This window comes from Streptomyces sp. NPDC013157, assembly GCF_042899865.1.
Taxonomy (GTDB): domain Bacteria; phylum Actinomycetota; class Actinomycetes; order Streptomycetales; family Streptomycetaceae; genus Streptomyces.
The window spans coordinates 633,741-660,668 of the sequence record NZ_JBIBAK010000001.1 but is presented as its reverse complement, the minus strand read 5'-3'; the positions used below and the strand labels follow the sequence as shown (position 1 = coordinate 660,668).

23 protein-coding genes are annotated in these 26,928 nt (G+C 73.0%); 11 read left to right on the top strand and 12 right to left on the bottom strand.

Features of this window, described 5'->3' with window-relative positions; translation table 11 throughout:
- Nucleotides 1–153 precede the first annotated feature (153 nt).
- Nucleotides 154–1,659 carry a cellulose-binding domain-containing protein gene (locus ACFY6U_RS03015; RefSeq protein WP_390034776.1) on the top strand — a complete coding sequence of 502 codons (1,506 nt, stop codon included), beginning with the start codon at nucleotides 154–156 and terminating at the stop codon, nucleotides 1,657–1,659.
- A 97-nt stretch (nucleotides 1,660–1,756) separates the two neighbouring features.
- Here ACFY6U_RS03015 and ACFY6U_RS03010 read toward each other — a convergent pair whose 3' ends face one another.
- Genes ACFY6U_RS03010 through ACFY6U_RS03000 form a run of 3 tightly spaced genes read right to left on the bottom strand, consistent with a single transcriptional unit; the run spans nucleotide 1,757 to nucleotide 4,619 of the window.
- Nucleotides 1,757–2,761: an ABC transporter substrate-binding protein gene (locus ACFY6U_RS03010; RefSeq protein WP_390034775.1), complete on the bottom strand. Its 1,005-nt coding sequence runs from the start codon at nucleotides 2,759–2,761 to the stop codon at nucleotides 1,757–1,759.
- 17 nt (nucleotides 2,762–2,778) lie between these two features.
- Nucleotides 2,779–3,813 carry an ABC transporter permease gene (locus ACFY6U_RS03005; protein WP_390034774.1) on the bottom strand — a complete coding sequence of 345 codons (1,035 nt, stop codon included), beginning with the start codon at nucleotides 3,811–3,813 and terminating at the stop codon, nucleotides 2,779–2,781.
- Nucleotides 3,810–4,619 carry an ATP-binding cassette domain-containing protein gene (locus ACFY6U_RS03000; RefSeq protein ID WP_390034773.1) on the bottom strand — a complete coding sequence of 270 codons (810 nt, stop codon included), beginning with the start codon at nucleotides 4,617–4,619 and terminating at the stop codon, nucleotides 3,810–3,812. Before ACFY6U_RS03000 ends, ACFY6U_RS03005 begins: the two co-directional genes overlap by 4 nt.
- Before the next feature lie 200 nt (nucleotides 4,620–4,819).
- Here ACFY6U_RS03000 and ACFY6U_RS02995 point away from each other — a divergent pair, with 200 nt between their 5' ends.
- A complete protein-coding gene (locus tag ACFY6U_RS02995) occupies nucleotides 4,820–5,836 on the top strand; it encodes a LacI family DNA-binding transcriptional regulator (RefSeq protein WP_390034772.1) in 1,017 nt (338 codons plus the stop codon).
- A gap of 204 nt (nucleotides 5,837–6,040) precedes the next feature.
- Here ACFY6U_RS02995 and ACFY6U_RS02990 read toward each other — a convergent pair whose 3' ends face one another.
- The 3 genes from ACFY6U_RS02990 to ACFY6U_RS02980 all read right to left on the bottom strand — a co-directional run bounded on the left by ACFY6U_RS02990 (nucleotide 6,041) and on the right by ACFY6U_RS02980 (nucleotide 9,582).
- The gene (locus ACFY6U_RS02990; RefSeq protein ID WP_390034771.1) at nucleotides 6,041–7,822 is read right to left on the bottom strand and encodes a DEAD/DEAH box helicase; all 1,782 of its coding nucleotides are present in this window, start codon (nucleotides 7,820–7,822) and stop codon (nucleotides 6,041–6,043) included.
- A gap of 96 nt (nucleotides 7,823–7,918) precedes the next feature.
- Nucleotides 7,919–8,122 carry a cold-shock protein gene (locus ACFY6U_RS02985; protein WP_016578941.1) on the bottom strand — a complete coding sequence of 68 codons (204 nt, stop codon included), beginning with the start codon at nucleotides 8,120–8,122 and terminating at the stop codon, nucleotides 7,919–7,921.
- A 140-nt stretch (nucleotides 8,123–8,262) separates the two neighbouring features.
- Nucleotides 8,263–9,582 carry an acyltransferase gene (locus tag ACFY6U_RS02980; RefSeq protein ID WP_390034770.1) on the bottom strand — a complete coding sequence of 440 codons (1,320 nt, stop codon included), beginning with the start codon at nucleotides 9,580–9,582 and terminating at the stop codon, nucleotides 8,263–8,265.
- Between the two features lie 349 nt (nucleotides 9,583–9,931).
- On the opposite strand from ACFY6U_RS02980, the gene rsgA reads away from it, so the two are divergent.
- From rsgA to ACFY6U_RS02965, 3 genes are all read left to right on the top strand, one after another.
- Nucleotides 9,932–11,026, top strand: coding sequence for a ribosome small subunit-dependent GTPase A (rsgA, locus tag ACFY6U_RS02975; protein WP_390034769.1), 1,095 nt, complete (start codon nucleotides 9,932–9,934; stop codon nucleotides 11,024–11,026).
- A gap of 139 nt (nucleotides 11,027–11,165) precedes the next feature.
- Entirely contained in the window at nucleotides 11,166–12,578 is a 1,413-nt protein-coding gene (locus ACFY6U_RS02970; RefSeq protein ID WP_390035190.1) for an AlkA N-terminal domain-containing protein, read from the top strand.
- Nucleotides 12,579–12,970: 392 nt separating this feature from the next.
- Nucleotides 12,971–14,152 (top strand): SGNH/GDSL hydrolase family protein, encoded by a 1,182-nt coding sequence (locus ACFY6U_RS02965; protein WP_390034768.1) that lies wholly within the window; start codon nucleotides 12,971–12,973, stop codon nucleotides 14,150–14,152.
- A 4-nt stretch (nucleotides 14,153–14,156) separates the two neighbouring features.
- On the opposite strand, the gene ACFY6U_RS02960 is transcribed toward ACFY6U_RS02965, so the two are convergent.
- Nucleotides 14,157–14,642 (bottom strand): DUF456 domain-containing protein, encoded by a 486-nt coding sequence (locus ACFY6U_RS02960; protein WP_390034767.1) that lies wholly within the window; start codon nucleotides 14,640–14,642, stop codon nucleotides 14,157–14,159.
- 36 nt (nucleotides 14,643–14,678) lie between these two features.
- Nucleotides 14,679–15,659 carry a helix-turn-helix domain-containing protein gene (locus ACFY6U_RS02955; RefSeq protein ID WP_390034766.1) on the bottom strand — a complete coding sequence of 327 codons (981 nt, stop codon included), beginning with the start codon at nucleotides 15,657–15,659 and terminating at the stop codon, nucleotides 14,679–14,681.
- Between the two features lie 552 nt (nucleotides 15,660–16,211).
- Here ACFY6U_RS02955 and ACFY6U_RS02950 point away from each other — a divergent pair.
- Both ACFY6U_RS02950 and ACFY6U_RS02945 read left to right on the top strand, forming a co-directional pair.
- Nucleotides 16,212–17,618 (top strand): protein phosphatase 2C domain-containing protein, encoded by a 1,407-nt coding sequence (locus ACFY6U_RS02950; protein WP_390034765.1) that lies wholly within the window; start codon nucleotides 16,212–16,214, stop codon nucleotides 17,616–17,618.
- A gap of 79 nt (nucleotides 17,619–17,697) precedes the next feature.
- Nucleotides 17,698–19,440: a pyruvate dehydrogenase gene (locus ACFY6U_RS02945; protein ID WP_390034764.1), complete on the top strand. Its 1,743-nt coding sequence runs from the start codon at nucleotides 17,698–17,700 to the stop codon at nucleotides 19,438–19,440.
- Nucleotides 19,441–19,453: 13 nt separating this feature from the next.
- Here ACFY6U_RS02945 and ACFY6U_RS02940 read toward each other — a convergent pair whose 3' ends face one another.
- Nucleotides 19,454–20,797 (bottom strand): helix-turn-helix domain-containing protein, encoded by a 1,344-nt coding sequence (locus ACFY6U_RS02940; protein ID WP_390034763.1) that lies wholly within the window; start codon nucleotides 20,795–20,797, stop codon nucleotides 19,454–19,456.
- Between the two features lie 215 nt (nucleotides 20,798–21,012).
- Here ACFY6U_RS02940 and ACFY6U_RS02935 point away from each other — a divergent pair, with 215 nt between their 5' ends.
- The 3 genes from ACFY6U_RS02935 to ACFY6U_RS02925 all read left to right on the top strand — a co-directional run bounded on the left by ACFY6U_RS02935 (nucleotide 21,013) and on the right by ACFY6U_RS02925 (nucleotide 22,980).
- Nucleotides 21,013–21,633: a hypothetical protein gene (locus tag ACFY6U_RS02935; protein ID WP_390034762.1), complete on the top strand. Its 621-nt coding sequence runs from the start codon at nucleotides 21,013–21,015 to the stop codon at nucleotides 21,631–21,633.
- Nucleotides 21,634–21,754: 121 nt separating this feature from the next.
- Nucleotides 21,755–22,216 (top strand): hypothetical protein, encoded by a 462-nt coding sequence (locus ACFY6U_RS02930; RefSeq protein ID WP_390034761.1) that lies wholly within the window; start codon nucleotides 21,755–21,757, stop codon nucleotides 22,214–22,216.
- Nucleotides 22,217–22,524: 308 nt separating this feature from the next.
- Nucleotides 22,525–22,980: an ATP-binding protein gene (locus tag ACFY6U_RS02925; protein WP_351500979.1), complete on the top strand. Its 456-nt coding sequence runs from the start codon at nucleotides 22,525–22,527 to the stop codon at nucleotides 22,978–22,980.
- A gap of 82 nt (nucleotides 22,981–23,062) precedes the next feature.
- On the opposite strand, the gene ACFY6U_RS02920 is transcribed toward ACFY6U_RS02925, so the two are convergent.
- Nucleotides 23,063–24,097, bottom strand: a complete 1,035-nt coding sequence (locus ACFY6U_RS02920) for a DUF2637 domain-containing protein (protein WP_390034760.1) — start codon at nucleotides 24,095–24,097, stop codon at nucleotides 23,063–23,065.
- Between the two features lie 328 nt (nucleotides 24,098–24,425).
- Nucleotides 24,426–25,250: a (2Fe-2S)-binding protein gene (locus ACFY6U_RS02915; RefSeq protein ID WP_390034759.1), complete on the bottom strand. Its 825-nt coding sequence runs from the start codon at nucleotides 25,248–25,250 to the stop codon at nucleotides 24,426–24,428.
- A 163-nt stretch (nucleotides 25,251–25,413) separates the two neighbouring features.
- Between ACFY6U_RS02915 and ACFY6U_RS02910 the strand changes: the two genes are divergently transcribed.
- On the top strand, nucleotides 25,414–26,181 hold the full coding sequence (locus ACFY6U_RS02910) for a GntR family transcriptional regulator (protein WP_390034758.1): 768 nt from the start codon (nucleotides 25,414–25,416) through the stop codon (nucleotides 26,179–26,181).
- Between the two features lie 242 nt (nucleotides 26,182–26,423).
- On the opposite strand, the gene ACFY6U_RS02905 is transcribed toward ACFY6U_RS02910, so the two are convergent.
- Nucleotides 26,424–26,924: a DUF2231 domain-containing protein gene (locus ACFY6U_RS02905; RefSeq protein WP_390034757.1), complete on the bottom strand. Its 501-nt coding sequence runs from the start codon at nucleotides 26,922–26,924 to the stop codon at nucleotides 26,424–26,426.
- Nucleotides 26,925–26,928 lie beyond the last annotated feature (4 nt).

The window sequence follows — 26,928 nt, the reverse complement described above, 5'->3', positions numbered from 1 at the left end:
GGAGAATCCGTGGCACGACCACCGGTAACCGGTTTTGAATATGCCGCTTGTCAGTTGTGCAGGAGACGTGAAAGGCTCTGGGCCTGCCGCGAGGTTCCCCCCAACTCCGTTGCCGATACGGTGAGTTGACCTCGCTTTGGATGCAGGAGACCCATGCCCGACCTGCCGACCCCTCAGGACGCCGCCGAGGCAGCGCTGTTCTCCGAATGCTGGGACGCGGTGCTCTCCTACGCCGACCTGTGCACGTCCGGCTCTCTGACGGCCAATCAGCTGGCCACCGAGGCCTTCACGCTCGGCATGCGTGAGGCCCGTGAGGCGGACTTCGCGCCGGTCCGCAGCTCCGGGCGGCGCGCCGCCCGGCTTCCGATGATCCCACTGCTGCTCACCGCCGTGCGCAACACGGCCGCCACCTGGGAGGCCGGGGGGCTGGGGCACAAGCTCGATCCGGACCTGCGGCTGTGGCTCAACTCGGAGAAGGCCACGCGCTACACGGGTCCGCCGCTGCAGCGGCCCGTCGCGCTGCGCGGCCTGCGCGACATGCAGGAGGCGGACGCCTCGCTGCTGTGGCTGGCCGAGGTGGAGGCGCTGCCGCTGTCCTCCGTGGCGCGGCGGCTCGGTCTCGACCAGGCCGTCGTCACCCAGGAGCTGGAGCAGGTGCGCGGACTCTTCCGCGACCGCTGCCACCGCGCCCACCTCGACACGCCGATGGAAGCCGAGTGCCGCAGCTACGCCCGGCTCCTCGACGCCGTCACCCGGTCCTCGGCGGCCGACACGCCCGATGACCTCTCCCGGCACCTCGCCACCTGTGTGCAGTGCGCCGAGGCCGCCGCCTGTCTGCGGCTGCACGGCGGCGGACTGCCCGCGGCGCTCGCCGGCGGGGTCATCGGCTGGGGCGGCCTCGCCTACCTGGAGCGCCGTCGGCGCGCCGCCGAGGTGCGGCTCGGCGCGGGCCGCCCGGCCACCGCCGACAACGATGGCGGCGAACCCAAGGAGAGCGGCGGGCGGGGCAAGGTGCTGCGGCACGGTCTGCTCGGCGCGGCGGTGCTGATCTCGCTGGTGGCGCTCGGCGTGTCGATGATGCCGATGGGCGACGGCTCCGGCGACGACACGGTCACCGCCTCCCACGACGACCGTCAGCCCGTCGCCGACCCCACCGCCGCCGTCCCGTCGGCCGACCCGACCGCCACGCACACCGCGTCCGCCTCCGCGGCCCCCTCCTCCTCGGCCACCGCCGGGAAGCCGGGCCACAAGAACCCCGACCCGGAGCCCCAGGGCACCTCCTCGGCCACGGCGAGCACCGGCCACCACGGCACCGCCTCCGCCGGCCCCACCGCTCACGCGGCGGCCGGCTGCCAGGTCTCCTACGACCTGGTCAACCAGTGGACCGACGGCTTCCAGTCCACCGTCACCGTCACCACCACCCAGGCCCTGACCGGCTGGCGGGTCCAGTGGTCCTTCCGGGACGGCCAGAAGGTCACCCAGATGTGGGACGCGACCGTCAGCCAGAGCGGCGGCCGGGTCACCGCCGACGCCGCCGACTACAACCAGTCGGTCGCCGCGAACGGCACCCTGTCCTTCGGCTTCCTCGGCACCTGGAGCGGCAGCAACTCGGCGCCGTACGCCTTCACGCTGAACGGCGCGTCCTGCTCGCTGAACTGAGCCGGGCCGCCCGCACGACCGGCGGCCGGGAGGACCCAAGAGGGTGGGTCCGCCCGGCCGCTGACCGTACGTCAGGCCGGTTCTGCCGAACTCCCGCTCAGCACTGCGACTTGTAGAAGTACTTGCTGACCGACGGCTCGTTCATGTTGTCCTTGGTGATCGCCACCATGTTCGTGCCGATCGACTTGCTGACCGACTTGCCCTCGAAGGCGTCGGCGAGCTGGTCCACCGCCTGCCGTCCGATCGCCGCCGGGTCCTGGGCGACCAGCACCTGGAGGGTGCCCGCCTTCAGGGAGGCTATCTCGTCGGGCTCGGCGTCGAACGCGGCCACCTTCACCGCGCCCTCCTTGCCGGCCTGCTTCAGACCGGTGGCGATGCCCTGACCGGTGTTGGTGTTGCCCGCGAACACCCCGCCGAGATCCGGATGCGCGGCGAGCGTCGACTGGATCTGGGAGGCCGCGGTGGCCGGCAGGTCGTTGTCGTAGAGCGTGGGCAGCACCTTGATGTCCGGGTACTTGCCCATCTCCTCGGTGAAGCCCTTGATCCGCGCGTCGGTCGTCGACACACCGGGCTTGACGCTGATGACGATGACCGAGCCCTTCTCCTTCATCAGCTTGGCCAGCGCGTCGGCGGCGACCCGGCCGCCCTTCTCGTTGTCCGACGAGATCCGGGTGATGCCGATCGACGTGTCGGTCACCGTCGTGTCCACCAGCGCCACCTTGGTGCCCGCCGACTGGATCTGCTTGAGCGACGGCGTCAGCGCGCTGGTGTCGACCGGCGAGATCAGCAGCCCGTCGGGCCGGGACGCGGCCACCGAGTCGAGCAGCGGCCGCTGCACCGACACGTCCCACTGCGCGGAACCGTCGGCCGTGAAGTCCATCCCCTTGGCCTTGGCCTCCGCCTGCGCGGCACAGGTCATGGTGATGTAGAAGGGGTCGCTCTTCACGCCGGTGATCAGCCGGACCTTCTTGCCCTTGGCGCTGCCCGAACTCCCCGAGCCGCCGCCGTCGTCGGACGAACCGCAGGCCGAGGCCCCCGCACCGAGGGCCAGGACCGTGCCCACCGCGACCAGCAACCGGCGCCTGCTGCGAACGTTCCTCATCACAGAATCCTCCCTAGTCATGCGCGTTCCCGGGTCTTCCTGCGCAGCTGGTCGACGTAGACGGCCACGACCAGCACCACGCCCACCGCCACGTCCTGCCAGTACTGCTGGACGCCGATCACGATCAGCCCGGTGGTCAGCACCGCCGGGATGAACACACCGATCACCGTGCCCAGCACCGAACCCCGCCCGCCGAACAGGCTGGTACCGCCGAGGACCACCGCGGTGATCACCTTGAGGTTGTCGGTCGAGTGCCCGGCGATCGACGTCGTGCCGTACGAGGCCAGCCACATCACCGCGCCGAGCCCGGCCAGCAGCCCCATCAGCCCGTAGACCTTGACCAGTTGCCGGCCCACCGGAATGCCCGCCCGCCTGACGGCGGTCGGGTTGGACCCGATGGCGAGGGTGTGCTCGCCGAACCGGGTGCCGGCCAGCACCGCGCCGAAGATCGTGGTCACCACGGCCGCCAGGATCACCATCCAGGGGATGCCGGCCACCTTGCCGAAACCGAGGCTGTTCTGCAGATGCGTGGAGGCCGCCCCAGCCGGGTCCTGGCCGCCGGTGGCGAGTTCGGCGATCCCCAGCGCCGCGCCGAGCCCGCCAAGCGTCACGATCAGCGGCGGCACCTTGCCGGTCGCCACCACCGCGCCCTGCAGCGCACCCCACGCCGTGCCCACCGCCAGCGCGATGACGACACAGAACGCGACCGTGCCCCAGCCCGAAGTCGCCCCGCCGTGATGGATGTTGTACTCGCCCGCCGCCACCGCGGCCAGCACCAGCACCGAGCCGATCGACAGATCGATGCCCGCCGTGATGATCACGAACGTCATGCCGACGCCGAGCACCAGGTAGATGGCCGCGTTCACGGCGATCTGGGTGATGTCGTACGTGGTGAAGAACTTGCCCGGCGCCGCGATCGTGAAGAACAGGACCAGCGCCATCAGGATGACAAAGGTCCACAGTTCGTTGAGTGTTGCCGCGCGGCGCACCCAGTCGGGCACCGCGGACCGGCCGCCCACGGCCGCCGGGGCCTTCTCGCTCTGCGCCGTCATCGTGCGCCCTCCGCTTTCCCGGTCCCGTTCTCCCGGGTCCCGTTCGCCCCGTCCAGCGAGCCCGTCATCGCCCCGACCAGCTCCTCGATCGTCGTGTCGGCGGCGGTGTACGACGCGACCCGCCGGCCCAGCCGCAGCACCTCCACCCGGTCCGCGACCGACAGCACCTCGGGCATGTTGTGGCTGATCAGCACGACGCAGATGCCCCGGTCGGCGACCCTGCGCACGGTCTCCAGGACCCGGGCGCGCTGGACGACGCCCAGTGCGGCGGTCGGCTCGTCCATGAAGATGACCTTGTGGGCGAAGGCGACGGCACGGGCCACCGCGACCGACTGCCGCTGCCCGCCCGACAACGTTGTCACAGCGGCCGTCACATCCTTCAGCTCCACGCCGAGTTCAGCGAAGGCCTTGACCGCCTCCCGGCGCATCGCGGGCCGGTCGAGCACGCCGAGGCGTCCGAGCAGCCCCCCGCGCACGATCTCCCGGCCGAGGTAGAGGTTGGCCGCCGCGTCCAGGTCGGGCGCGAGCGACAGGTCCTGGTAGACGGTTTCCACGCCCTGCCGCTGGGCGTCCATCGGACCGGAGAACCGCACCGGCGCACCGTCCAGGCGGACCTCGCCGGCGTCGGGGGTGAGCACGCCCGACAGGACGTTCACCAGAGTGGACTTGCCGGCACCGTTGTCACCGATGAGGGCGACGACCTCGCCGGGGTATGCCGTGAAATCGGCGCCCGAGAGCGCCTGGACGTGGCCGAAACGCTTGACCACCCCATGTGCGGTGAGCAGTGGTTCCCTTGCAGAGGCCATGTTGTGCCTTCTGGTTGGTATCGTTAACAGCTTGGCTGATTCTTGGGGCGCCCACAGCGGGGTGTCAAGGGTGGTGCAGCCGGTCGCCGAGCGCGTATGTCGCGTCTCATCTCCCGCTGTTTGCAAGGGCGTTGATACGCGTGCGAGTTGGTAACGTTAACGAGTCGACGCTCAAACGTGACGCAGCTGGAGGACGTGGCGTGGCAGCCACCCGGCCGACCATGAAGGACGTTGCCGCGGAAGCGGGCGTCAGCACGATGACGGTGTCCCGCGTCGTCAACGGCGATTCGGCCGTCGCCCCGCGGACCGCCGCGCGGGTGGAGGCCGCGGTCCGCAAACTCGGCTACCAACGCGACGACGTGGCACGTCAGTTGCGCCGCACCCATGAACTGAGCCAGATCATAGGCCTGTTGGTGGACGACGTGACCGACCCCTTCATGGCCGCGGTCGCCTCCGCCGCGGAGGACGTCGCCCGGCAGCGCGGCAGCATCATGCTCATCGGCTCCAGCCGCGCCGACCTGCGCCGCGAACGCGAGGTGATCGCCGCGTTCACCGCCCGCCGTGTCGACGGACTGATCCTCACCCCGGCCGCCGGCAGCCACCGCTTCCTGCGTCCCGCGCAGGCACAGGGCACCAAGATCGTCTGCGTGGACCGGGCGGCACTCGGTCTGGACGTGGACGCCGTGGTGGTCGACAACTTCGGCGCGGTGCGGGGGGCCGTGGAGCAGCTGGTGGCACACGGCCACCGCAGGATCGGCTACCTCGGCGACACGCCGAAGATCTGGACGTTCGGCGAACGGCGGCGGGGCTATCTCGCGGCGCTGGCAGCCGCGGGCATCGCCGCCGACCCGGCGCTGGTCAGGGACGCCGTGCGCACCGGGCCCGAGGCGGCTGCGGCCGTCACCGGAATGCTTTCACTGCCCGACCCCCCGACGGCCCTCCTCGCCGGCAACGAACTGCTCGCCTTCGGCGCCCTGACCGCGGCCCCCGGCGATCTCGCCTTCGTCGCCTTCGACGACTTCGAGCTCGCCGCCCGGCTGACCCCGCCCGTCACCGTGATCGCCCAGGACCCGGTGGCCCTCGCGACCAGCGCGGCACACCTGCTGTTCGCCCGCATCCACGGCGACATCTCACCACCGCGCACGGTGGTCATGCCTACCCGGCTGATCCGGCGGGGGTCCGGGGAGATACCCGGGCCGTTCGTGGGAGGGACGTAGGGCGTCGATGCGGGCGTGGTCCGGCCGGATTCCGGATGCGGGCCGGTGGGGGCGGGCCGCGCAGTTCCCCGCGCCCCTTCAGGGCGCGACAGGTGCCGGTCCGCTCGATGCGCGCCGCGACATGGCCGGCGCGGGGAACTGCGCGACCAGCCGCGATGGCGCCGCAGTCGACTGACGGCATGCGCGGCACTTCCGGCGGAGCGCTCAGGTGGCCGTGGTGCGGCGGCCCCCTCGGCGGCCGGAGCCGTGGCCGCTCGTGCCGGCGGCCCCGCCGGAGGGCGTGCGCCGCCGGGAGCCGCGGTCGTCCTTGTCTGATGCGGTGCCGGTGGTGGTACCGGCAGCGGCTCGGCGGTCGGAACCGCGGCCGGCCGCGCCGCCGGCAGACCCACCGGATGCGGCCCGGCGCTCGGCACCACGGCTGTTGCCCGCGCCGGCGGAACCGCGACCGCTCGTGCCGGCTGCACCACGGCCACCCGCTCCCGCGGCGTCCCCCGTGGCCCCGGCGGTCCCCTTGCGGCGGGCGGAGCGGCCGTCCGCCGCGGGCGTGCCAGCTCGTCCGCCCGTGGCCGTACCCGTGGCCGTTCCGGTGCCAGCGCTTCGGCGTCGGCGGGCGGAGCGCCTGCCCGGCTTGGGGTCGGTCTTCTGGTCCGGGCGGGACGCCGGCGGCTGGGGGATCTCGATGACGACGGGCACACCGGAGGGCTCGCGGGCGCCGGTGAGGGTCGTCAGCTCGGCGTCGCCCGACGCGATGCGGGCCGTGCGGGGGCGGATGCCCGCGTCCGACATGAGCCGGGTGACGTCCCGCTTCTGCTCGGGCAGGACCAGCGTGACCACGCTGCCCGAGCCCCCGGCGCGGGCCGTACGGCCGCCCCGGTGGACGTAGTCCTTGTGGTCGGTCGGCGGATCGACGTTCACGACGAGGTCGAGGTCGTCGATGTGTATGCCCCGGGCCGCGACGTTCGTCGCCACCAGAGCGGTGACATGGCCGTTCCTGAACTGCTCCAGCGTGCGGTTGCGCTGCGGCTGGGAGCGGCCGCCGTGCAGCGCCGCCGCGCGGACGCCGACGGCAAGGAGCCGCTTGGTGAGCCGGTCGGCGGATCTCTTGGTGTCGAGGAAGAGGATGACCCGGCCGTCGCGGGCCGCGATGCGCGTGGTGACGGCCTTCTTGTCGGTCTCGTCCTGGACGTGGAGCACGTGGTGCTCCATGGTGGTGACCGCCCCGGCGGACGGGTCCACGGAGTGCACCACGGGGTCGGTCAGGAACCGCTGCACCAGGCGGTCGATGTTGCGGTCGAGGGTGGCCGAGAAGAGCAGCCGCTGTCCGTCGGGCCGTACCTGCTGGATCAGCTTGGTGATCTGCGGCAGGAAGCCCATGTCGGTCATCTGGTCGGCCTCGTCCAGCACCGTGATGCGGACGTCGCCGAGTGTGCAGTCCCCGCGTTCCACGAGGTCGTTGAGCCGGCCGGGACTCGCGACGACCACCTCGGCGCCGCGCCGGAGGGTGGCGGCCTGCTTGGTGATCGACAGTCCGCCGACGACCGTGGCCACCCGGAGGTTCACCGCCGTCGCGTAGGGGGTCAGCGCGTCCGTCACCTGCTGGGCGAGCTCACGGGTGGGCACCAGCACGAGCGCGAGGGGTGCCTTGGGCTGCGCGCGCAGCCCCGCCGTACGGGCGAGGAGCGCCAGCCCGAACGCGAGGGTCTTGCCGGAGCCGGTGCGTCCCCGTCCCAGCAGGTCACGGCCGGCGAGCGAGTTGGGCAGCGTCGCGGCCTGGATGGGGAACGGGGTGGTCACCCCCTGCGCGGTCAGGGTCTTCAGCAGCGCCGCGGGCATGTCCAGGGCTGCGAAGTCCTCGACGGCGGGAAGCCCGGGTGTCGTGTTCTCCGGCAGCCGGAACTCACGCGCCGACGCCCCGGACGGCGGGGACACCGCGGAGGACGTGGACGACGAGGTGCGCCTGTTCGGCTTCTGGGGCCTGCGGGACATGCGGCTGTCTGCCTTCCTGGAACAGCACAAACCGGGGTCCGCACCTTGACGATACGGACCCCGGCGAGTGGATACGCGTGGAGACGCGTCCGATGATCAGGCGGGGACGATGTTCTCCGCCTGCGGGCCCTTCTGGCCCTGCGTGACGTCGAAGGAGACCCGCTGGCCCTCCTGGAGCTCACGGAAGCCCTGGGACTGGATGTTCGAGTAGTGGGCGAACACGTCCGGGCCGCCGCCGTCCTGCTGGATGAAGCCGAAACCCTTTTCGGCGTTGAACCACTTCACGGTTCCCTGTGCCATGACCTTCTCCGATCTGTAGGCAGAGGCCCCATCCGGAGATGCCGGTAAAACAACTAATGCGCCTGCAGGAGAAACATTCCCGTCAGGCGCACATAGGTTCATGGGTACCACAACTGCAACATCGCAACCGTAGCACAGCCTCAGACCCGGTCCCGAGCGCGCGTTGCCTCGGGCTGCCCGAGGCGGTCCACGGCCGCCCACCGCGGAAGCCCCACCAACACCGTGCCCACGGCCAGGCCCAGGGCGGGCAGCACGGGGAACCGGCCGTCCGGCGCGAAACCCCGCACGGCGAAGCGGCCCAGAGCGGCGACGTCCAGGGCCAGCCCGGCCCACAGCGGCCACGCACGGCGCAGCCCCGCGTCCGGCACGGTCCGCCCGTACAGCACGCCCAGCCCGCGTTCCAGCGGCCGCAGCGCGAAGACGACGCAGGCCAGGACGGCGCCGAGCACCAGCAGCCAGGGCACGCGCAGCCCCCACCACGCTGCGGACCCGAGCGTCGGCTCGGGCGCGAGGCCGGTGAGGTAGAACGCGGCGGCGGCGATCAGCACCGGCAGCATGTGCCACAGATACAGCGTCATGCTGGCCGCGCCCACGGGGCGGACCACCCGCCACACCCGCTCGCGGTCCAGCAGCCGCCGCACCGGCGGCGCGGCGAGGAGGCTGACGCCGACCTGGGCTACCACCCACGCCAGCATCGCGGCGGACGGCGGATCGGTGTTGCTGGGACTCTGACCGGTCACCAGGATCAGGCTGACCGGGAACGGCCCGAGGGCCACGAGCGCGGCGAAGGCCAGTCCGCCGCCCGCCGCCATCACGAGCGGCACGAGCCGACGGCCGGTCAGCCGACCGTCCCGCCAGCAGAAGCCCAGTTGGTAGGCGACACCCCACACGAGCACGTAGTCCAGCAGTCCGACATAGGGCGTGTGCACGGCAACCACGAGGGCGTCGGTCACCAGGGCGACCGCCCCCAGGACCGGCGGGACGCGCGGTCCCCACCGCAGGTGTGCCGCGTACAGCGGCGGTGTCAGGGCGCTGAGCAGCAGATACACCGGCAGGAACCAGAACTGCATCGCCATCGCCCATCCCACCAGCGCCAGCGTGTCCGCGTCCACGCCGGCCGCCGTGCAGACGCCGACGGCGAGCAGCACCGCACCGCTGTAGACGGCCACCGGCAGCAGCAGCCGCAGCGCCCGCCGCCCGAGCCACCCCGCGGGCGTCCCCCCTTCCGCCCGGGCCCGCGCCCAGGAACCACCCGCGGCATGGCCCCCGGCCAGGAAGAACAGCGGCATGATCTGGAACCCGAGGGTCAGCCACTGGGTCCAGGGCACGACCGCCAGCAGCTCCGGGGCGACGATCCGCCCGTCGGGCTCCCGGACCAGGGCGGTGATCAGCCAGTGGCCGAGCACCACCAGCACGATCGCCCACGCGCGCAGGAAGTCGACGTACCGGTCTCTGCTCATGGCGGTCATGATCCCGGGGCCTGTCGCCCGTCGTGGCGGAAAGCCCTGGCCGCAATCAATCCGTGCCCGGTACGACACCGTCCGCGAGGCACCCGGAGCCGGTCGCGAAGGAACCTCCCGACGCCGCGCCGTAATTCGGTGGCGGCGCGGTGCGCACAGCTTCTAAGGTTCGTGGCGTTGGAGCGGCCACCCCCGGGTGCCGCGGGTGACTCGGCTCGATCAGGGAGGTGTTGACCGATGGCTGTCGTTGCGATGTGCGCTGCCCGCGACCAGAAGTTCATCCATTCCACCTCCGCGGCCACCGGCTGACCTCTCGGCTTCCCGGGGCCGCCCCTGTGAAGGGTCACCCTTGACTTCCAGCTCTGCTGTTTTCTCCGCGCTCGCTCCCTACGGCTGGGACGAGACCTGGGCGAAGGAGTTCGCCCCCCACGACGCCGAAGGACTGCTCGCCGGACGGGTCGTCCGGGTCGACCGCGGGCAGTGCGACGTCGTCACCGCCGGCGGGCCGCTGCGCGCCGACACCGCCTTCGTCACCCCGCACGATCCGATGCGCGTCGTGTGCACCGGCGACTGGGTCGCCGTGGAACCCGGCGGCAACCCCCGTTACGTACGCGCGTGTCTGCCGCGCCGTACCGCCTTCGTGCGCTCCACCTCCTCCAAGCGGTCCGAGGGGCAGATCCTCGCCGCCAACGTCGACCACGCGGTCGTCGCGGTGTCCCTCGCCGTCGAACTCGACCTCGGCCGCATCGAACGGTTCCTGGCACTGGCCTGGGAGTCCGGGGCGCAGCCGGTCGTGGTCCTCACCAAGGCCGACCTGGTCCCGGACCAGGTGACCCTCGCGCACCTCGTCCAGGACGTGGAGACGACGGCCCCGGGCGTGCCGGTCCTGACGGTCAGCGCGCACGCGGGTGACGGCCTGGACGTGCTGGTCGCCCTCGTCGGCTCCGGTACCTCGGTGCTGCTCGGCCAGTCCGGCGCCGGCAAGTCCACCCTCGCCAACGCGCTCCTCGGGGAGGACGTGATGGACGTCCGGGCCGCCCGGGACGTCGACGGCAAGGGCCGCCACACCACCACCACCCGCAACCTCCTCGCGCTCCCGGGCGGGGGCGTGCTGATCGACACGCCCGGACTGCGGGGCGTGGGGCTGTACGACGCAGAGACCGGCGTCGGGCAGGTGTTCGCCGAGATCGAGGAACTGGCGGAGGGCTGCCGGTTCTCCGACTGCGAACACGAGAGCGAGCCGGGATGCGCGGTGCGCTCCGCGGTGGAGGCGGGTGAACTGCCCGTACGCCGACTGGAGAGCTACCGCAAGCTGATGCGGGAGAACCAGTGGATCGTCGCGAAGACCGACGCGCGGCTCCGGGCCGAGATGAAGAAGGACTGGAAGAAGAGGGGCGCGGAGGGGAAGGCGGCGATGGAGGCGAAGCGGGGGAGGTGGCGGTAGGGGCCTGACTGCGGGAGTGTGGGGGGCCGGTCGCGCAGCCCAGTTCCCCACGCCCGTCACGGACACGTCCCCACCGGCAGGCACCACGTCCGATTCCCGCCAGCCCCGGCCCTCGCCATCACCCACACTTGACGACGTGATGGACGAGGACACCAGGTACGAGGCGGTCCGCAGCCGGGACGCCCGGTTCGACGGGGCGTTCTTCTTCGCCGTCGAGACCACCGGCATCTACTGCCGGCCCAGCTGCCCCGCCGTCACCCCGAAGCGGCGCAACGTCCGCTTCTTCCCCACCGCGGCCGCCGCACAGGGCTCCGGGTTCCGGGCCTGCCGCCGGTGCCGCCCGGACGCGGTCCCCGGTTCCGCCGAGTGGAACGTCCGTGCCGATGTCGTCGGCCGCGCCGTACGGCTGATCGGCGACGGCGTGGTGGACCGCGAGGGCGTCGGCGGGCTCGCCGACCGGCTCGGCTACAGCGCACGCCAGGTGCAGCGGCAGCTCACCGCCGAGTTGGGCGCCGGCCCGGTCGCTCTCGCCCGGGCCCAGCGGGCGCACACCGCGCGCACGCTGCTCCAGACCACCGAGCTGCCGATCACGGAGATCGCGTTCGCGAGCGGTTTCGCCAGCGTCCGGCAGTTCAACGACACCGTCCGCGCCGTGTACGCCACCACCCCGAGCGGGCTGCGCGGGGCCGCGCCGGGCGGCCGGGGCGCACGGCGCGGCTCCCCGGCCGCCGGGATCCCGCTGCGGCTCGCCCACCGCGGCCCGTACCAGGCCGGCCCCGTCTTCGACCTGCTGGAACACGAGGCGGTGCCCGGCGTGGAGGAGATCACGGGCACCGCCGGCACGCGTACCTACCGCCGTACCCTGCGGCTGCCGTACGGCCATGCCGTCGTCGCCGTCGAGGAGCGGACCGGCACGACCCGCGCGACCGGTACGGGCCTCGGCGCCCACCCCGGCGGCTGGCTCGAAGCCCGGCTGCGCCTCACCGACCCGCGCGACCTGACCACCGCCGTACAGCGGCTGCGCCGGCTGTTCGACCTCGACGCCGATCCGTACGCCGTCGACGAACGGCTCGCCGAGGACCCGCGGCTCGCTCCGCTGGTCGCCGCCCGGCCGGGGCTGCGGTCACCCGGCGCCGCGGACCCGGCCGAGGCCGCGGTACGGGCTCTCGTCGGCACCGCGGGCGCCGCGCGGCTGGTACGGCGGTACGGCAGGGCGCTCGACGCTCCGTCCGGCGGCCCCACCCACCTCTTCCCCGAGCCCGCGGTGCTCGCGGGAGCGGAGCCCGACGGCAGGCTCGGCGCGCTTGCCGCGGCGCTCGCCGACGGGACGCTACGGCTGGACCCGGGCGCCGACCGGGACGAGGCGGAGGCCGCGCTGCGGGCCCTGCCCGGGATGGACCCGGCGATCATCGCCACCATCCGCGTCCGCGCCCTCGCCGACCCCGACGTCACGCTGCCCGGCCTGCCCGGCCCCGACGCACCGGACGAGTGGCGGCCCTGGCGCTCGTACGCCGCCCGGCACCTGCTGCTGGAAGCAGCGCCGAGAGCCTGACGCCGGCCGGGGCGGGGGGTGGGGACGCCTACCGGCGCTTCCCGGGCACCGCCCGCGCCCGCCCGTGCCGCCCCAGCGGCACGACTGCCCGCGGCTAGGTGTGCAGGACACGGCTGGGCAGCGCCCCGCCAGGGGCGCTGGGGGTACCCCCGGCCGAAGGCCGGGGGAGGAACTGCGCGACCAGCCCCCACCCACCCGCAGTCACAGAACAACCGCCCCCATCCGTCCGCCTCACCCCCCACCCGGACAGAAAACAGACGACCACCGCGGCTGCCCCCTCCGGTCCCCACCCCTCGCTCCGCCACCCGGGTGGTCTCGTGGCCGAGTTGCTGTCCAGGGCACCGCCCGTATGTCACTTTCCCCTCCTGTAGGTCTCGGAAGGGCAGGTGAGGATGGGCAAGGTCGGGCGAGTGCTCGTGGTGGCGTTGCTGTCGGTGATGGGGGTGAGCGGGCGGGCCGGTGCCGATCCGGAGCCCTCGCTGTGGGCGGGGAGCTGGGAGGCTGCGCCGTCCGGTACCGAACCGGCGGTGCCCGGCGCCGCGTACCGCAACGTCGTTCACCTGAGCGTCGGCGGCAGCGAGGTGCGGGTGCGGGTCAGCAACCGGCTGGGCAGCGCCCCGCTCCGGCTCGGGGCCGTCACCGTCGCCCTCCGGCAGGGCGGCGGCCCGGCCGCCGTACCCGGCTCCATGCGCGCCGCCACCTTCGCGGGCGCCGGCACCGCCGTCGTACCCGTCGGGCAGGACCTGGTCAGCGACCCGGTGCCGCTCGCCGTCCCGGCCGCCGCCGACCTGCTGGTCAGCGTCGAGACCCCGGGCGACTCCGGGCCCGCCACCTACCACCGGGTCGCGCTCCGGACGAGCTACCTCGCCGAGGACGGCGCCGGGCGGGCCGACGACGAGGACGGCGGCGCCTACACCCGCACCACCGGCCACTGGTACTACGTCACCGGCGTCGACGTGCAGGCCGTGACCCGCGGCACCGTGGTCGCCCTCGGCGACTCCCTCACCGACGGCAACGGCACCAGCATGGACGCCAACCACCGCTGGCCCGACCGCCTCGCGGAGCGGCTGCGGTCCTTTCGGGTCGGCGTCCTCAACGCCGGCATCTCCGGCAACCGGCTGCTGCTCGACGGCACCGGAGGACCGGCGGCCCTCAGCCGCCTGGACGCCGACGGGCTGGACCGCAGCGGGGTCCGGACCCTGGTGGTCCTCGAAGGGATCAACGACATCAAGGGCACCCCGGAGACCACGGACCCCGCCGAGCTCGTCCAGGCCTACCGGACCATCGTGGCCCGTGCCCACGAGCGGGGGATCCGGGTGGTGGGCGCGACCCTCACCCCGTACGAGGGGTACAGCGCGTACACCGCCGCCCGCGAGGCCGTACGGCAGCGGGTGAACGCGCTGATCCGCACCGGACACGTCTTCGACGCGTACGTCGACTTCGACGCCGTCGTACGTGATCCGCAGCAGCCCGGCCGCATCCTGCCCGCCTACGACCCCGGCGACCACCTGCACTTCAACGACACCGGCACGCGCGCCCTCGCCGACGCCGTCCCGCTCGCCGACCTGCTCTGAGCACTCAGCCGGCCCAGATCACCGCGGTCAGCCAGCCGGCCGCGACGAGCAGGCAGCCGAGCAACTCGGCCAGGACGCTGGAGCCGCCCGCGTTCATCGCGGTGCGCAGGGCGGCCCGCGCCTCGGCACCGCGGCCGAGACGGAGGCGTTCGTGCAGGTAGATCCCGGCCATGAAGCCGGGGATCGCACCGAGGACGGGGAGCAGGACGAAGCCGAGGACGGCGCCGGTTCCGGCGTACACGCCCATCCTGGGGGTGGCACCGCTCGCCCGGAGCCGGCGCGGGGGCAGGACCCAGCGGACCACCAGCGCCACCAGCAGCACCAGGGTCGCCCCGACCAGGACCGTCCAGGCCACCGGGCGCGGGTCGTACAGCGCCCACCACAGCACGGCGGCCCACACCAGCCCGGTCCCCGGCACCCCGGGCACCAGTACCCCGCACAGGCCGAGCACCAGCACCAGGCCGACCAGCAGGAGTTCCCCTGCTCCCATCTGCCCAGAGTGCCGGACGGCGGGAGGATGCGCAGGTCAGTTCCGGGTCACCCAGCCCCGCTCGTACGCGTACCAGCCCAGCTGCATGCGGGTCGACACCCCGGCCAGCTCCATCAGCCGCCGCACCCGGCGCTGCACGGTCCGCAGGCCCACATCGAGCTGCTTGGCCACGCTGGCGTCGGTCAGGCCCGCCAGCAGGAGCGACAGCACCTCCAGGTCGGCGGCGTCGGGGCCGTCCGGCTCCTCCTCGAACACCCCGGTCGCGCCGAGGCGCAGCGGCAGCGCCTCCCGCCACACCGACTCGAACAGGCCGCAGAGGAGTTCCAGCAGGCCGCTGGCGTGCACCACCAGGGCGGCGGGTTCCGCGGCGTGCGAGGTGAGCGGGACCAGCGCCAGCGCGCGGTCGGCGACGACCAGCTTCGTCGGCACCCGCTCCACCACCCGCACCTGCTCGTCCCGGGCCAGCGCCGCCGTCAACTCCGGGACGGCGTCCGGCAGGGCGAGCGCCGGCCGCTCCACCACCACCCGGTAGCGCACGCCCCGGCCGGCGGCCTGCTCCTCCGCGTCGTTATCCGGTCCGGAGACCACCACCGGGTCGCCGGTGACCAGGGCGCAGACCTCGTCCAGGGCGCCGAGCTGGAGCTGCCGGAACCGCCGGGCGACCGCCGGGGCGCCGGTCACCACCTCCACCAGGTCGTGCACCGCGGGCTCGGCGGCCGCCGCCCGGTACTCCTCCGCGAGCAGCGCCGCCGTCAGCTCCGCCTTCTCCAGCTCGTGCCGCTGCTGGGTGAGCAGCGCGCCCAGCGCGACCCCGGGCGGCGCCGCCACCCAGCGTTCCGGGCGCCCCGGGGACCGGGCCGCCAGCCCGTGCCGCTCCAGCCGGCGCAGCGCGCGCTCGGTGTCGGGCTCCGCCAGCGTCAGACGCCGTGCCAGGCCGGGCACGTCGGCGGCGCCCGCGGACACCAGCGCCCGGTAGGCCGACTCGTCCCGTTCGTCCAGCCCCAGCACTGCCAGCATCGACCCGCCTCCCTCCTTCGAAGCCCGGTGGTGTGGCGGGAACCGGCCACGGCGCGAACCCGCCGCTGCACATCATCGCCGTACCGCGGGTCACTCTGCCAAGATCACGTCACCGCAGCACCTTCGCACGGAAAACCGATGCGCCATTCACAGCTGACCATCAGGAAGAGCCGTCACAATCTGGCCTTCCGGCCGGCGCCGTGGCGTTCGGCCGTGCGAACGGTGACCGGCACCATGACGCGCGTACGCGCAGGGGATCTGGGGCCGGTCACTCCGGTGTCGCCGGGTGGTTCTCCCGTGGGGGGTGGGACCACCCGGCGACTCACACGTGTCATCCCCCGCAGCCGCTGCACTTCGGTCGCTCCCCGTTGACTTTCGTCAATCGCCTCTCGTGTGTGTCGTCCGTACCGTCCGTCCCGCGCGTGTCGGCGATCCCCTTTCCTCGTACGGGTGTTCAGGATGTCCCTCGTCATGCCGTTCGAAGCGGGGGCGTGTGCGGGATTTTCCCGATGCCCCGTTTTCATCCGGCCCGTGCGGTGGACAATTAGGGGCATGAGCCAGCCAGGGGGTAGGCCCACCCGTCATGAGGACGACTGGTGGGGGCAGTTGTACGACGACTCCACCGAGGACACCGGACCCACGGCCGCACCCGATTCCCTGGACGACCGCTTCGCCTCGGCGAAGAAGACGGTGGGGGGACGGCGGGGCGTCACCGTGGAACCGGAGGACGAGCCGCCACCGCCGACCGTGCCGGCCCAGCGGGCACCCGCCGCCCCGGCCGCCCCGGCCGAGGACATCAGGGCCGCTGCGAAGAAGACCTGGCCGTGGGACGAGGAGGACCAGGAGCTGCTGGAGGCGGACGACGACGCCCCGGCGGACCTCTACCCCGCGCCCCGCCCCGACCTGCCCGCGCCGCCGCGTCCAGCCGCTGCCGTCGCGGAAACCCCGGACACCTCGGCCGCCCTGCCCGTCCCGGCCGCCGCCTCGGCCTCCTCCGTGGACTACGTCGGCTCCGGACCGCCCACCTACGACGCCGAGCCCACCGCCCTGCCCCCCGCCGACCCCGACGAACTCGACGACCTGGTCGCCGACACCGTCCTGGACGGTGCCCGGTACGGCGCCTGCACCCTGCGGGCCGTCTCGCAGCGCGGCGACTCCGCCCGGTACCGGGGCGAACCGCGCCGCGACGCCCTGCTCACCGCCCGCTTCGGGACCGGCGAACAGGCCCTGGTCCTGGTCGCGATGGCCACCGGCGCCCGGGCCACCCCCGGCGCGCACCGGGCCGCCGCCGAGCTGTGCGAGTGGATCGCCCGGGCCGTGGGCCGCAGCCACCAGCGGCTCACCGAGGACATCCAGGCGGCCCGCCGCGGCGACCTCAAGTCCGGGCTGCACCGGCTCACCGACCGCAGCCTCGGCAAGCTCCGCGCAAGCGCCGCCGAACAGGGCATCGCCCCCGAGGAGTACGCGGCCAGCCTGCGCTGCCTCCTCCTCCCCGCCCACCCCCAGTGCCGTACCCGCGTCTTCTTCGGGGTCGGCGAGGGCGGCCTGTTCCGGCTGAGGGGCGGCGAGTGGCAGGACATCGAACCGCGCGTCGACACCGACACCGCCGGTGAACCCGTGCTCGGCTTCGGCTCGCTGCCCTCCGAGACCCCGGCGGGCGACCGGCTCACCATGGACCTCGGCATCCCGACCCCGCCGAGCCCCTACGAACCGGCCCCCGAGCCGCCCCGCGACCCCTTCCTGTTCCGGGCCTCCGTAGCCCGCCCGGGTGATGCCCTCGTGATGTGCACGGGCGGCCTCGCCGACCCGCTGCGCGGCGAGCCCGCACTCTGCGCCTACCTGGCCCGACGCTGGTCCGGCCGCACCCCGCCGGGCCTCGCCGCGTTCCTCGCGGACGCCCAGGTCCGGGTCAAGGGGTACGCCGACGACCGTACGGCGGCGGCAGTCTGGGAGGCGTGAGCGCGCCCTCTGTGGATACATGGAAGGGCATCGCGGGGGGAAGCCGGAGATCCGCGGAGCCGAAGGGTGCCCGACCGCCATGGCCAAGCAGAACGTCGCCGAACAGTTCGTCGACATCCTCGTCCGCGCCGGGGTGCGCCGCCTCTACGGCGTCGTCGGCGACAGCCTCAACCCGGTCGTCGACGCCGTCCGCCGCAACTCCGCCATCGACTGGATCCACGTCCGCCACGAGGAGACCGCCGCCTTCGCGGCCGGCGCCGAGGCCCAGATCACCGGCACGCTGGCGGCCTGCGCCGGCTCCTGCGGCCCGGGCAACCTGCACCTCATCAACGGCCTGTACGACGCCCACCGCTCGATGGCCCCCGTCCTCGCCCTCGCCTCCCACATCCCCTCCAGCGAGATCGGCCTCGGCTACTTCCAGGAGACCCACCCCGACCGGCTCTTCCAGGAGTGCAGCCACTACAGCGAACTGATCTCCAGCCCGCAGCAGATGCCCCGGCTGCTCCAGACCGCCATCCAGCACGCGGTCGGCCGCAGCGGGGTGAGCGTGGTGAGCCTGCCCGGTGACATCGCCGACCAGCCCGCCCCGGAGCAGTCCGCCTCGGCGGCCATCGTCACCTCCCGGCCCACCGTCCGCCCCGGCGACGCCGAACTCGACAAGCTGGTCGCGATGATCGACGCGGCGGACAAGGTGACCCTGTTCTGCGGCAGCGGCACGGCCGGCGCCCACGCGGAGGTCATGGAGCTGGCGGAGAAGGTCAAGTCCCCGGTCGGCCACGCCCTGCGCGGCAAGGAGTGGATCCAGTACGACAACCCGTACGACGTCGGCATGAGCGGGCTGCTCGGCTACGGCGCGGCCTACGAGGCCACCCACGAGTGCGACCTGCTGATCCTGCTCGGCACCGACTTCCCGTACAACGCCTTCCTCCCCGACGACGTGCAGATCGTCCAGGTCGACGTCCGCCCCGAGGTGCTGGGCCGCCGCTCCCGCCTGGACCTCGCGGTGTGGGGTGACGTGCGCGAGACGCTGCGCTGCCTGGTGCCGCGGGTGCGGGCCAAGGAGAACCGGCGGTTCCTCGACCGGATGCTGAAGAAACACGCGGACGCGCTGGAGGGGGTGGTGAAGGCGTACACGAGGAAGGTCGAGAAGCACGTCCCGATCCACCCGGAGTACGTGGCCTCGGTCCTCGACGAACTCGCCGACGACGACGCGGTGTTCACCGTCGACACCGGCATGTGCAACGTGTGGGCGGCCCGCTACATCTCACCCAACGGCCGCCGCCGGGTCATCGGTTCGTTCTCGCACGGCTCGATGGCCAACGCGCTGCCGATGGCGATCGGCGCCCAGTTCACCGACCGGCGGCGGCAGGTCGTGTCGGTGTCCGGGGACGGCGGATTCGCCATGCTGATGGGCGACTTCCTGACCCTGGTCCAGTACGACCTGCCGGTGAAGGTGGTCCTGTTCAACAACTCGGCGCTGAGCATGGTCGAGTTGGAGATGCTGGTCGCGGGGCTGCCCGCGTACGGCACCGGTAACACCAATCCCAACTTCGCCGCCGTCGCGCTGGCCTGCGGAGCCTACGGCGTGCGGGTCGAGAAGCCCAAGCAGCTCGCGGGTGCGCTGAAGGACGCCTTCAAGCACAAGGGGCCGGCCCTGGTCGACGTGGTGACCGACCCCAACGCGCTGTCCATCCCGCCGAAGATCAAGGCCGAGATGGTCACCGGCTTCGCGCTCTCCGCGTCCAAGATGGTCCTCGACGGCGGCGTGGGCCGGATGGTCCAGATGGCCCGCTCCAACCTGCGCAACGTGCCGCGGCCGTGACCCGGGGCACCGCTCAGTCGGTGGGCACCCACCGGCGGACGCCGTCGACCGAGCCGTACCAGTAGTGCGGCAGGCCCTTGATGGAGCTGGTGCGGAACGGCCGGCCGTGGTCGTCGATCCGGACCGTGCCGCTGCGGCCCTGTGACGACCAGTCGAGTTCGAGGTACCAGCGGCAGTCACAGCCCGCGGTGCTCGCCTTGACGCGCAGCACCTCGGGGTCCGTGGCGGAGACCCGGTAGGGCAGGTGCATGGTCGAGACGGTCTGCCCGTCGGGACCCTCACCGGCCACCGGGCGGGCGATGGGACGGTCCTTGTCCAGGTTCACGTCGAAGTACCGCGGAGTGAGCCCGCCGCCGCAGCCGTCGGCCATGGAGTAGGCGATGCCCGGCGCGGGAGCCGTACGGCCGACGACACGCACCCGCAGAGCCTCCAGGACGACGGCGGTGGACGAACGGCCCTGCACGGACACGTCCACGATCGTGTTGCCGCCGTGCACCGCGCCCTGGGTGGCCGCCCAGGCGCCGGCGTCCTGCGGGGCGGGCGGCGGCGGGACCTGGGCCGGCTGCTTGTCGATGACGTAGTCGTGGTCGCAGCCCAGCTCCCACAGCTGCGAGTTCGCGGTCCAGGTGAGGGGAACGGCGGTCGGGGCCGGGGTGCCGGGAGTGCTGCCGGAGGGGGAGGAGGTCCTGGCGCCGCCCGAGGCGGTCGAGGACGAGGACGAGGTCGGGGACGACGGGGTGGCGGAGGCGGAGTTCGGGCCCGGGCCGGTGGCGCCGCTGCCGTGGCGCTGGGCGTCACCGGCGGCGGTCGGGGCGGAGGAGCCGGGGCCCTGGGCCGCGGTGCCTGCGGCCTGCCGGTCGTCGGGGAGGGCGGCCAGGGTGCCCAGCGTCGCCAGGAGCACGGTGGCCACGGCCGAGGCGACCAGTGTGCGACGCCGCCGGTACCAGGGGCGGGGGACGGGGGCGGCTTCCGGCGAGGGCTCGGTGGCGGAGCCGGGGATCTCCGCCGGTTCGCGGGCACCGGCCGGTGCGGGGGTGTCGGCCGCGGGGCCGGTGCTCTCCGAGGTCTCTGCGTTCTCCGCAGGCGTCGCGCTCTCCCCGGCGCGCGGTCGCTGGCGTGCCGCCACCGCGCGCAGCCAGCGCTCGTGGAGTGCGAGCCGTTCCTGCGGTGTCGCCCCGCAGAACGCGGCCAGGCGTTCCACCGGAGCGAAGTCCAGCGGTACCGCCTCGCCCGCGCAGTAGCGGTGCAGGGTGGAGGTGTTCATGTTCAGCCGACGGGCCAGGGAGCCGTAGCTCCGGTCCGTACGGTCCTTCAACTGCCGCAGCAGCGCCGCGAACTCCTCGACGTCGTCGCGCACGGGCGCCCTCCCCCGGTCCTCGCCATCCCAGGCACTTATATACCTGCACGTCAACGGGGCTGGGATGGTTCCAGGGCGGGGAAACGGGCGGCCGCCGTTGCGGTCCACGCCGGTGACGGCCGATGCTCTTGGTGTCGCACCGAGCAGGGCCGGACCGACCACCGGCCGCGTCGGCGGCAGCCCACACCCATGCACCGACCCACGGGGGAACACCCATGCCCAAGCGCACCCGAGCAGGCGCGCTCACCGCACTCGCCGGCGCCGCACTCGTCGCCGGTACCGCGCTCGCCGCTCCCGCGGCGGCCGCACCCAAGGCGCCCGGCTTCCTCAGGGCGGCCGACCTGCCGCCGCGGGCCGGCACGTCCTGGACGGCCGGCAAGGTCACCGCCGGCATTCCGGAGGAGGCCAGGCAGGACATCTGCATCGGCGTCGGGCTCGGCGGCGGCCAGGACTCCTGGTACCGGAAGTTCCGGACCGACCTCGACACGAGTGCCCGTCAGGTCAGCGCCGAGCTGCCCAGCGTCCGCCTGGCGAAGGGCCGGTTCGCGAAGCTCGACGAGGACATCGTGTCCTGTGCGGACCGGATCGAGATGGAGGACCCGCAGATGCGGGCCACGCTCCAGGACCACGGCACCCTCCCGGTCGGGGACGGCGCCCATGTCTACGCCCTGCGCACCGTGACCGCCTGGGGCACGAGTGACATCCGGCTGATCTCCATCGGCCGGGAGGGGCGCACCGTCACCGTCGTGGACTGGGGGCAGCTCGGCGGCTTCGTGGACGCGCCCGTGAAGGCCTTCAAGAAGACCACCACCACGGCCGTGAACAAGCTCCACTGACGCAGGGGCACCGGGACCGGGGCCGCCCTCTCCCTCGGGGGAGGGGAGGGCGGCCCCAGACGTAAAGACGCAAGACGCAAAGACACGAAGACACGAAGACACAGAAAACGGGGAAACAGACATGAGCAGCAAGACCCGCGCCGTCCTCACCGCCGGCGTCCTCGCCGTGGCCCTCGGGCTCGGCGCCACCGCCCAGGCCTCGGCCGGCGCACCGCGCACCGTCAGTGGCAGCCCGGCCGACAACATCAGCCGGATCGCCGACTTCTACGGCGCCTACATCGACGCGGAGAGCGACCCGGACGGCAGCGGCAACCTGCCCACCGCGCTGCGTGCCTACTACATCGCCCCGACCTACCTGAAGAAGCTGAAGGCCTGGGAGAACCGCGAGCACGCGGACGGGGTGCTGCGGGCCCAGAACACCCCGCTCAAGTGGAAGGTCACGGACAACGGCACCGGAAAGTACACGGAGGCCGTCATCACGCTCACCTGGAGCCGCAACACCACCTCGAAGCTGGTCGTCGACATGACCCGTGACACCCACAAGATCGTCAACATCGGCACCAAGGGCCTCGGGAGCAAGTAGCCGGAAGGACAGGTTTCGGCCAGGTTCGCCGGTGCCGTGGGCCGGGGGAATCAGCTCGGCGGGTTGTGCGAGGGGCTGATTCGCGCCGGGTCCACGGCACCGGTGGCGCGTACGGGACGGTCCGGGCCGCGGCGTACGCGCGGGGGCGGATCCGGGACATGGCCGAACACCCGGTCGTCATCGGCGTGACATGACTGGCCCGTGCCCGAGCGGGCATGGATCCCCGTGAACGTGCTCGATCAGGAGGGGATCCGGCAAACAGCGTGCGGGCGGGGGTCATGAACAGTCAGGCACGAGGGGGCGGTCCCGTGGCCATCGGGGCCTCCTCGGCGAAGACGGCGGGGGAAGAGACCGACACGACGGAACGGGGAAACCCGTCGCAGCTCAGGCGCCGGCTGGGACGGTCGGACCTGCGGGCGGTGCCCGAGGCGCGCAGGGAACTGCGGGAACTGCTGCGGCACTGGGGGCGGCCCGGCCGCTCCGAGATAGCGGAACTGCTCACCAGCGAACTCGTCACCAATGCGCTCGTCCACACCGACCGGGAGGCGGTGCTGACGGCCGTCGTGGCACCGGGCCAACTGCGGGTGGAGGTAAGGGACTTCGTGTCCCGCAGGCCGCGGATGTGCGCCCCCGGCACCGACACCGACGACGGCACGCACGGCCGGGGCCTGGTGCTGGTCGACGCCTTCGCCGACGCGTGGGGCGTCCAGTCGCACGAGGTGGGCAAGTCGGTGTGGTTCGAACTGGACGCGGAGGCCGCCTAGCCGGCTCCTCGTACCCAACGGGACGGGGGCGTGACCGTCATGGTCACGCCCCCGTCCCGAGGTGCTGTGCGGCAGCAGGCGATCAGCCGAACTGCTGCTCGAGGTCCTTGAGCTTGCGCTCCAGGGAGTCGAGGCGCGGCAGCGCCATTGTGTCGTCCTCCGCGGTCAGGTCGACGGTGATCGGGTCAGACCCTTTGCGGACGGGCTGAAGGGAGGGCCGCTGGCGTACGGGCAGCTGCTCCGGCGCCGCTATGGCAGGCTCCGCAGTGGGCTGAGAGGCGCGCTCGACCTGGTGCACCTCGTCCTGCCGGCCGGTGCGTCCGACGAAGCCGCGGTGGCCTCGGCTTATGGCCTTGAGCTGGGCCCGCTCCAGACGGTCCTGCTCGCGGCGGCGCAGCCGGTTGGCCTCCTTCTGGCGCTTGTCCTCGCGCACCTCGTCGACCGCCTCGTCCAGGCTGCGCACGCCCTCGAGGAGCATCAGCGACCAGGCCTTGTACGTCTCGCGGGGAGCGCGCAGCCAGCGGACGATACGGATCTGCGGCAGCGGGCGCGGCACCAGACCCTGCTCGCGCAGGGCGGCCTTGCGGGTCTGCTTCAGCGCGCGGTCGAAGAGGACGGCCGCGGACAGCGACATGCCGGCGAAGAACTGCGGGGCGCCGGCGTGGCCCCCGCCCCTGGGAGCGTGCACCCAGTTGAACCAGGCGGACGCGCCCGCGAAGGTCCATACGAGGATCCGGGAGCCGAGCGCCGCGTCACCGTGGCTGGCCTCGCGCACCGCGAGGACGGAGCAGAACATCGCGGCGCCGTCCAGGCCGAACGGCACCAGGTACTCCCAGCCGCCGGAGAGGTTGAGGTTCTGCTGGCCGAAGCCGACCAGTCCGTGGAAGGAGAGGGCTGCGGACACCGCCGCACAGCAGAACAGGAGCACGTAGGCGGCGGTGGCGTATATGGCCTCCTTGCGCCGGCGACGCTCCTCGCTGCGCTCCCACGAGTCGTCCTTCGCGTGCTCCCCGCCGGACCGCTTGGAGCGCGTCAGCACCGCCACCGCGACCAGCATGCCCAGGAGCAGTACGGCGCCGGGAAGCAGCCAGTTCAGCGATATGTCGGTCAGTCTCATCTAGGGGTCCCTTGCATTGGGATAGGGCGTATCGCCCGCCATAGTGGCCCAATCCCACTGGCCCTCAGGGGGTTTCGGGGCAAGAGGCCGCCAAGGAAGTGCAAGGGGATGCCCCAGGGCGGCATTCTGCTCGAACTGCCGCATGAGGGGCGGGAGTTGAGTTCGAGTAAGACTACCCATACGGGTGGTTCCTCGGAAAGTTCCTGCGGCAAGTGGGGAAGTTGTGAACTTCCTGTCCGCGCAGGGTGACCTTGCCACCGGCGATCTTAGTGGATGCCGGGGAGTGCTGTGTCCCGGGGGTGGGTGCTTCGAACGGCCTGAGGGGGGCTCAGGCCGCCGCGGCGGCCGTGAGTTTGGCGATCCGGTCGTCGTCGCAGGTGCGCGGGCAGGTGGCGCAGGTGTCCTCGGGGCGCAGCGTGTAGTACATGCAGCAGCTCGCCCGGTCCCGGGTCGGCAGCGGCTCCCCGGCCGGGCCGGACAGCACCCGGAAGGCGGCCGAGCCGACGTACGGCCTGGTCGCGCCCGGGAGCAGCTGTTCGAGTTCCCGTACGGCCCGTGCCTCGTCCCCGAGCAGTCCGGCGATGTACCAGAGGCCCTCGACGACCTCGTCCGTCGCCATGCCCCACAGTGCGCGCCCGCGCCGCCGCATCCGCGGCCCGAAGCCGCCGAGGACCGGCTCCAGGTGCTCGGCGACGGCCGCCCGTACCTCGGCCCGCAGCGCCTCCTCGCCGGCCACGACGACCGCACCGGGCAGCGCCGCCGCCGGGTCGTCCGGGAGGCAGGCGAAGGAGGCGACCCGTACGGCCATCCGGCCCGCCGTGCGGTCGTACGACACCTCGGTCGCGGGGAGGCGAGGGACCCTGCGGTCCAGGAACCAGGGGAGGGTGATCAGGAGGCAGGCGGCCCAGCCGTAGCGGTGCAGGCCGAAGGTGGCGACCACGTCGGGGCGGGCCGGCTTTCCCTCGTCCCGCAGGATCTGGTCCTCGTCCCAGGCCAGGAAGGCGTCCAGGCCGGGGCCGCCGGCCGCCAGCTCGGCGGCGCCGACCCAGTCGCCGCCCCGGGGTGCCGGTTCGCCCGGTCCTAGCTCCGTGACCGCCAGGTCCGGGCAGACCTCGGTGAGGCGCGCGTAGGCGGCGGAGACGGGGGAGGACATGGGCTACCACCGATCGGGTGCGGGCCGACTGTCAGATAAGTAAGCCTTACCTTACCCATTCGTTCGGAAATTTGAACCAGCGCCTTGTGCGCCTAAGGTGCTTGACGGACAAGTAACAACCCGCCGTTAATGACCCAAGTGCCGACGAGCCGGAGGAGGACCCGTGAACCAGCGCGCGCACCCGGCTTCCGCCGAGACCGCCAGGGTGCCGGCGCAGTCGCGGTCCGGGGAGTCGGCGCGGGAGGCGCCCGGTTTCCCCGCCGGTCTGCCGGCCGCCCGGGGTGAGCACACCCACGGTGAGCGGCCGGTCCCGCAGCCCAGGCCCGCCGTGCAGCGGGCGTCCGTGCGCGGGCAGATCCTCGACGCGCTGCGCACCGCGCTGGTCGGCGGGGAGCTGGCGCCCGGCGAGGTGTACTCGGCGCCGGCGCTGGGGGAGCGGTTCGGGGTCTCCGCGACGCCGGTGCGCGAGGCGATGCAACAGCTGGCGCTTGAGGGCGCGGTCGAGGTCGTGCCCAACCGCGGGTTCCGGGTCGTCGAGCGGGGCGCTCGCGAGCTCGCGGAACTGGCCGAGGTGCGGGCGCTGATCGAGGTTCCGGTGATGATGCGGCTGGCGCGCAGCGTGCCGGCCGAGCGGTGGGCCGCGTTGCGGCCGCTGGCCGAGGAGTCGGTGCGGGTGGCGGCGACGGGGTGCCGGGCGACGTACGCGGAGGCCGACCGGGCGTTCCACCGGGCGGTGCTGGGCCTTGCGGGCAACGAGCAGCTGGTGCAGATCGCGGAGGACCTGCACAGGAGGGCTCTGCCGTTGCGCGGGGCTCGGGCGGAGCTGATGGCGGACGCGGCGGAGCATGCGGCGTTGCTGGAGGCGTTGATCTCGGGGGAGCTGGATGCGGTGCGGAGGTTGGTGGCCGGGCATTTCGCCGACGCGGGCTGACGGGGGGAGGGCGTTTGCGCGGCTGTTCGCCGTGCGGGGTGGCGGCCGGGAGCCGGGTGCGAGTGCGTGGGGGGTTGCTCGCGCAGTTCCCCGCGCCCCTTACGGGGCTCCTCAGCCGTGGGCAGTCGTGCCTCCCCCCGTGCCTTAAGGGCCTGGGAGGTGCCCCCCAGGGCGGCACGGGTGGGCGCGGGCGGCAGCCGGCAAGCGCCGGTGAGCGTCCACGCCCCCCGGCCTCAGCCCACTCAGTTGCCCTGTGCCGTCTTCTGGTACGCGTCGTGCCACGCGGCCTTCGCGCCCGAGTCGCCTATGCGGTAGACGTCGACGACCGCGCCGGCCGCCACGGCCACCGACAGCACGCCCACGACGATCCGGACCGGGAGGGCCGACCAGCGGGCGCCCTTGCCGGGAGCCTGCTCCTGCCCGCCGCGTCGCGTCGCCCACCACACCACCGTGGCCAGCACGAACAGGCCCAGGGCCCAGGGCAGCAGCCCGTCGCCCAGTTCGGTGTGCCGGCGGACCAGCGTGTCCTCGGTCACGTGCCGCTCCAGCCACTCGCCGGCCTGGGTCGCCAGCGGCACGCTGACCAGGGCGACCAGGGCGAGCGCGGGCAGCAGTACGCCCAGCCGCCGGGCGGCCCGCGGCCACAGCGCCGCGGCCACCAGGGCGAGTGCGGTCAGTGGAACCAGGACGACGACGATGTGGACCAGCAGGACATGGGCCGGCAGCCCGTTGACGGTGCTCATGGCG

Bases quoted from the DNA above. Each gene is read 5' to 3' on its own strand.
- ACFY6U_RS02980 (WP_390034770.1), bottom strand. From the start codon at position 9,582: ATGAGCAGAGACCGGTACGTCGACTTCCTGCGCGCGTGGGCGATCGTG.
- ACFY6U_RS02920 (WP_390034760.1), bottom strand. From the start codon at position 24,097: ATGAGACTGACCGACATATCGCTGAACTGGCTGCTTCCCGGCGCCGTA.
- ACFY6U_RS02965 (WP_390034768.1), top strand. From the start codon at position 12,971: ATGGGCAAGGTCGGGCGAGTGCTCGTGGTGGCGTTGCTGTCGGTGATG.
- ACFY6U_RS02970 (WP_390035190.1), top strand. From the start codon at position 11,166: ATGGACGAGGACACCAGGTACGAGGCGGTCCGCAGCCGGGACGCCCGG.
- ACFY6U_RS02930 (WP_390034761.1), top strand. From the start codon at position 21,755: ATGAGCAGCAAGACCCGCGCCGTCCTCACCGCCGGCGTCCTCGCCGTG.
- ACFY6U_RS02985 (WP_016578941.1), bottom strand. From the start codon at position 8,122: ATGGCACAGGGAACCGTGAAGTGGTTCAACGCCGAAAAGGGTTTCGGC.
- ACFY6U_RS03000 (WP_390034773.1), bottom strand. From the start codon at position 4,619: ATGGCCTCTGCAAGGGAACCACTGCTCACCGCACATGGGGTGGTCAAG.
- ACFY6U_RS02950 (WP_390034765.1), top strand. From the start codon at position 16,212: ATGAGCCAGCCAGGGGGTAGGCCCACCCGTCATGAGGACGACTGGTGG.
- ACFY6U_RS03005 (WP_390034774.1), bottom strand. From the start codon at position 3,813: ATGACGGCGCAGAGCGAGAAGGCCCCGGCGGCCGTGGGCGGCCGGTCC.
- ACFY6U_RS02960 (WP_390034767.1), bottom strand. From the start codon at position 14,642: ATGGGAGCAGGGGAACTCCTGCTGGTCGGCCTGGTGCTGGTGCTCGGC.
- ACFY6U_RS02935 (WP_390034762.1), top strand. From the start codon at position 21,013: ATGCCCAAGCGCACCCGAGCAGGCGCGCTCACCGCACTCGCCGGCGCC.
- ACFY6U_RS03015 (WP_390034776.1), top strand. From the start codon at position 154: ATGCCCGACCTGCCGACCCCTCAGGACGCCGCCGAGGCAGCGCTGTTC.
- ACFY6U_RS02945 (WP_390034764.1), top strand. From the start codon at position 17,698: ATGGCCAAGCAGAACGTCGCCGAACAGTTCGTCGACATCCTCGTCCGC.
- ACFY6U_RS03010 (WP_390034775.1), bottom strand. From the start codon at position 2,761: ATGAGGAACGTTCGCAGCAGGCGCCGGTTGCTGGTCGCGGTGGGCACG.
- ACFY6U_RS02955 (WP_390034766.1), bottom strand. From the start codon at position 15,659: ATGCTGGCAGTGCTGGGGCTGGACGAACGGGACGAGTCGGCCTACCGG.
- ACFY6U_RS02905 (WP_390034757.1), bottom strand. From the start codon at position 26,924: ATGAGCACCGTCAACGGGCTGCCGGCCCATGTCCTGCTGGTCCACATC.
- ACFY6U_RS02990 (WP_390034771.1), bottom strand. From the start codon at position 7,822: ATGTCCCGCAGGCCCCAGAAGCCGAACAGGCGCACCTCGTCGTCCACG.
- ACFY6U_RS02915 (WP_390034759.1), bottom strand. From the start codon at position 25,250: ATGTCCTCCCCCGTCTCCGCCGCCTACGCGCGCCTCACCGAGGTCTGC.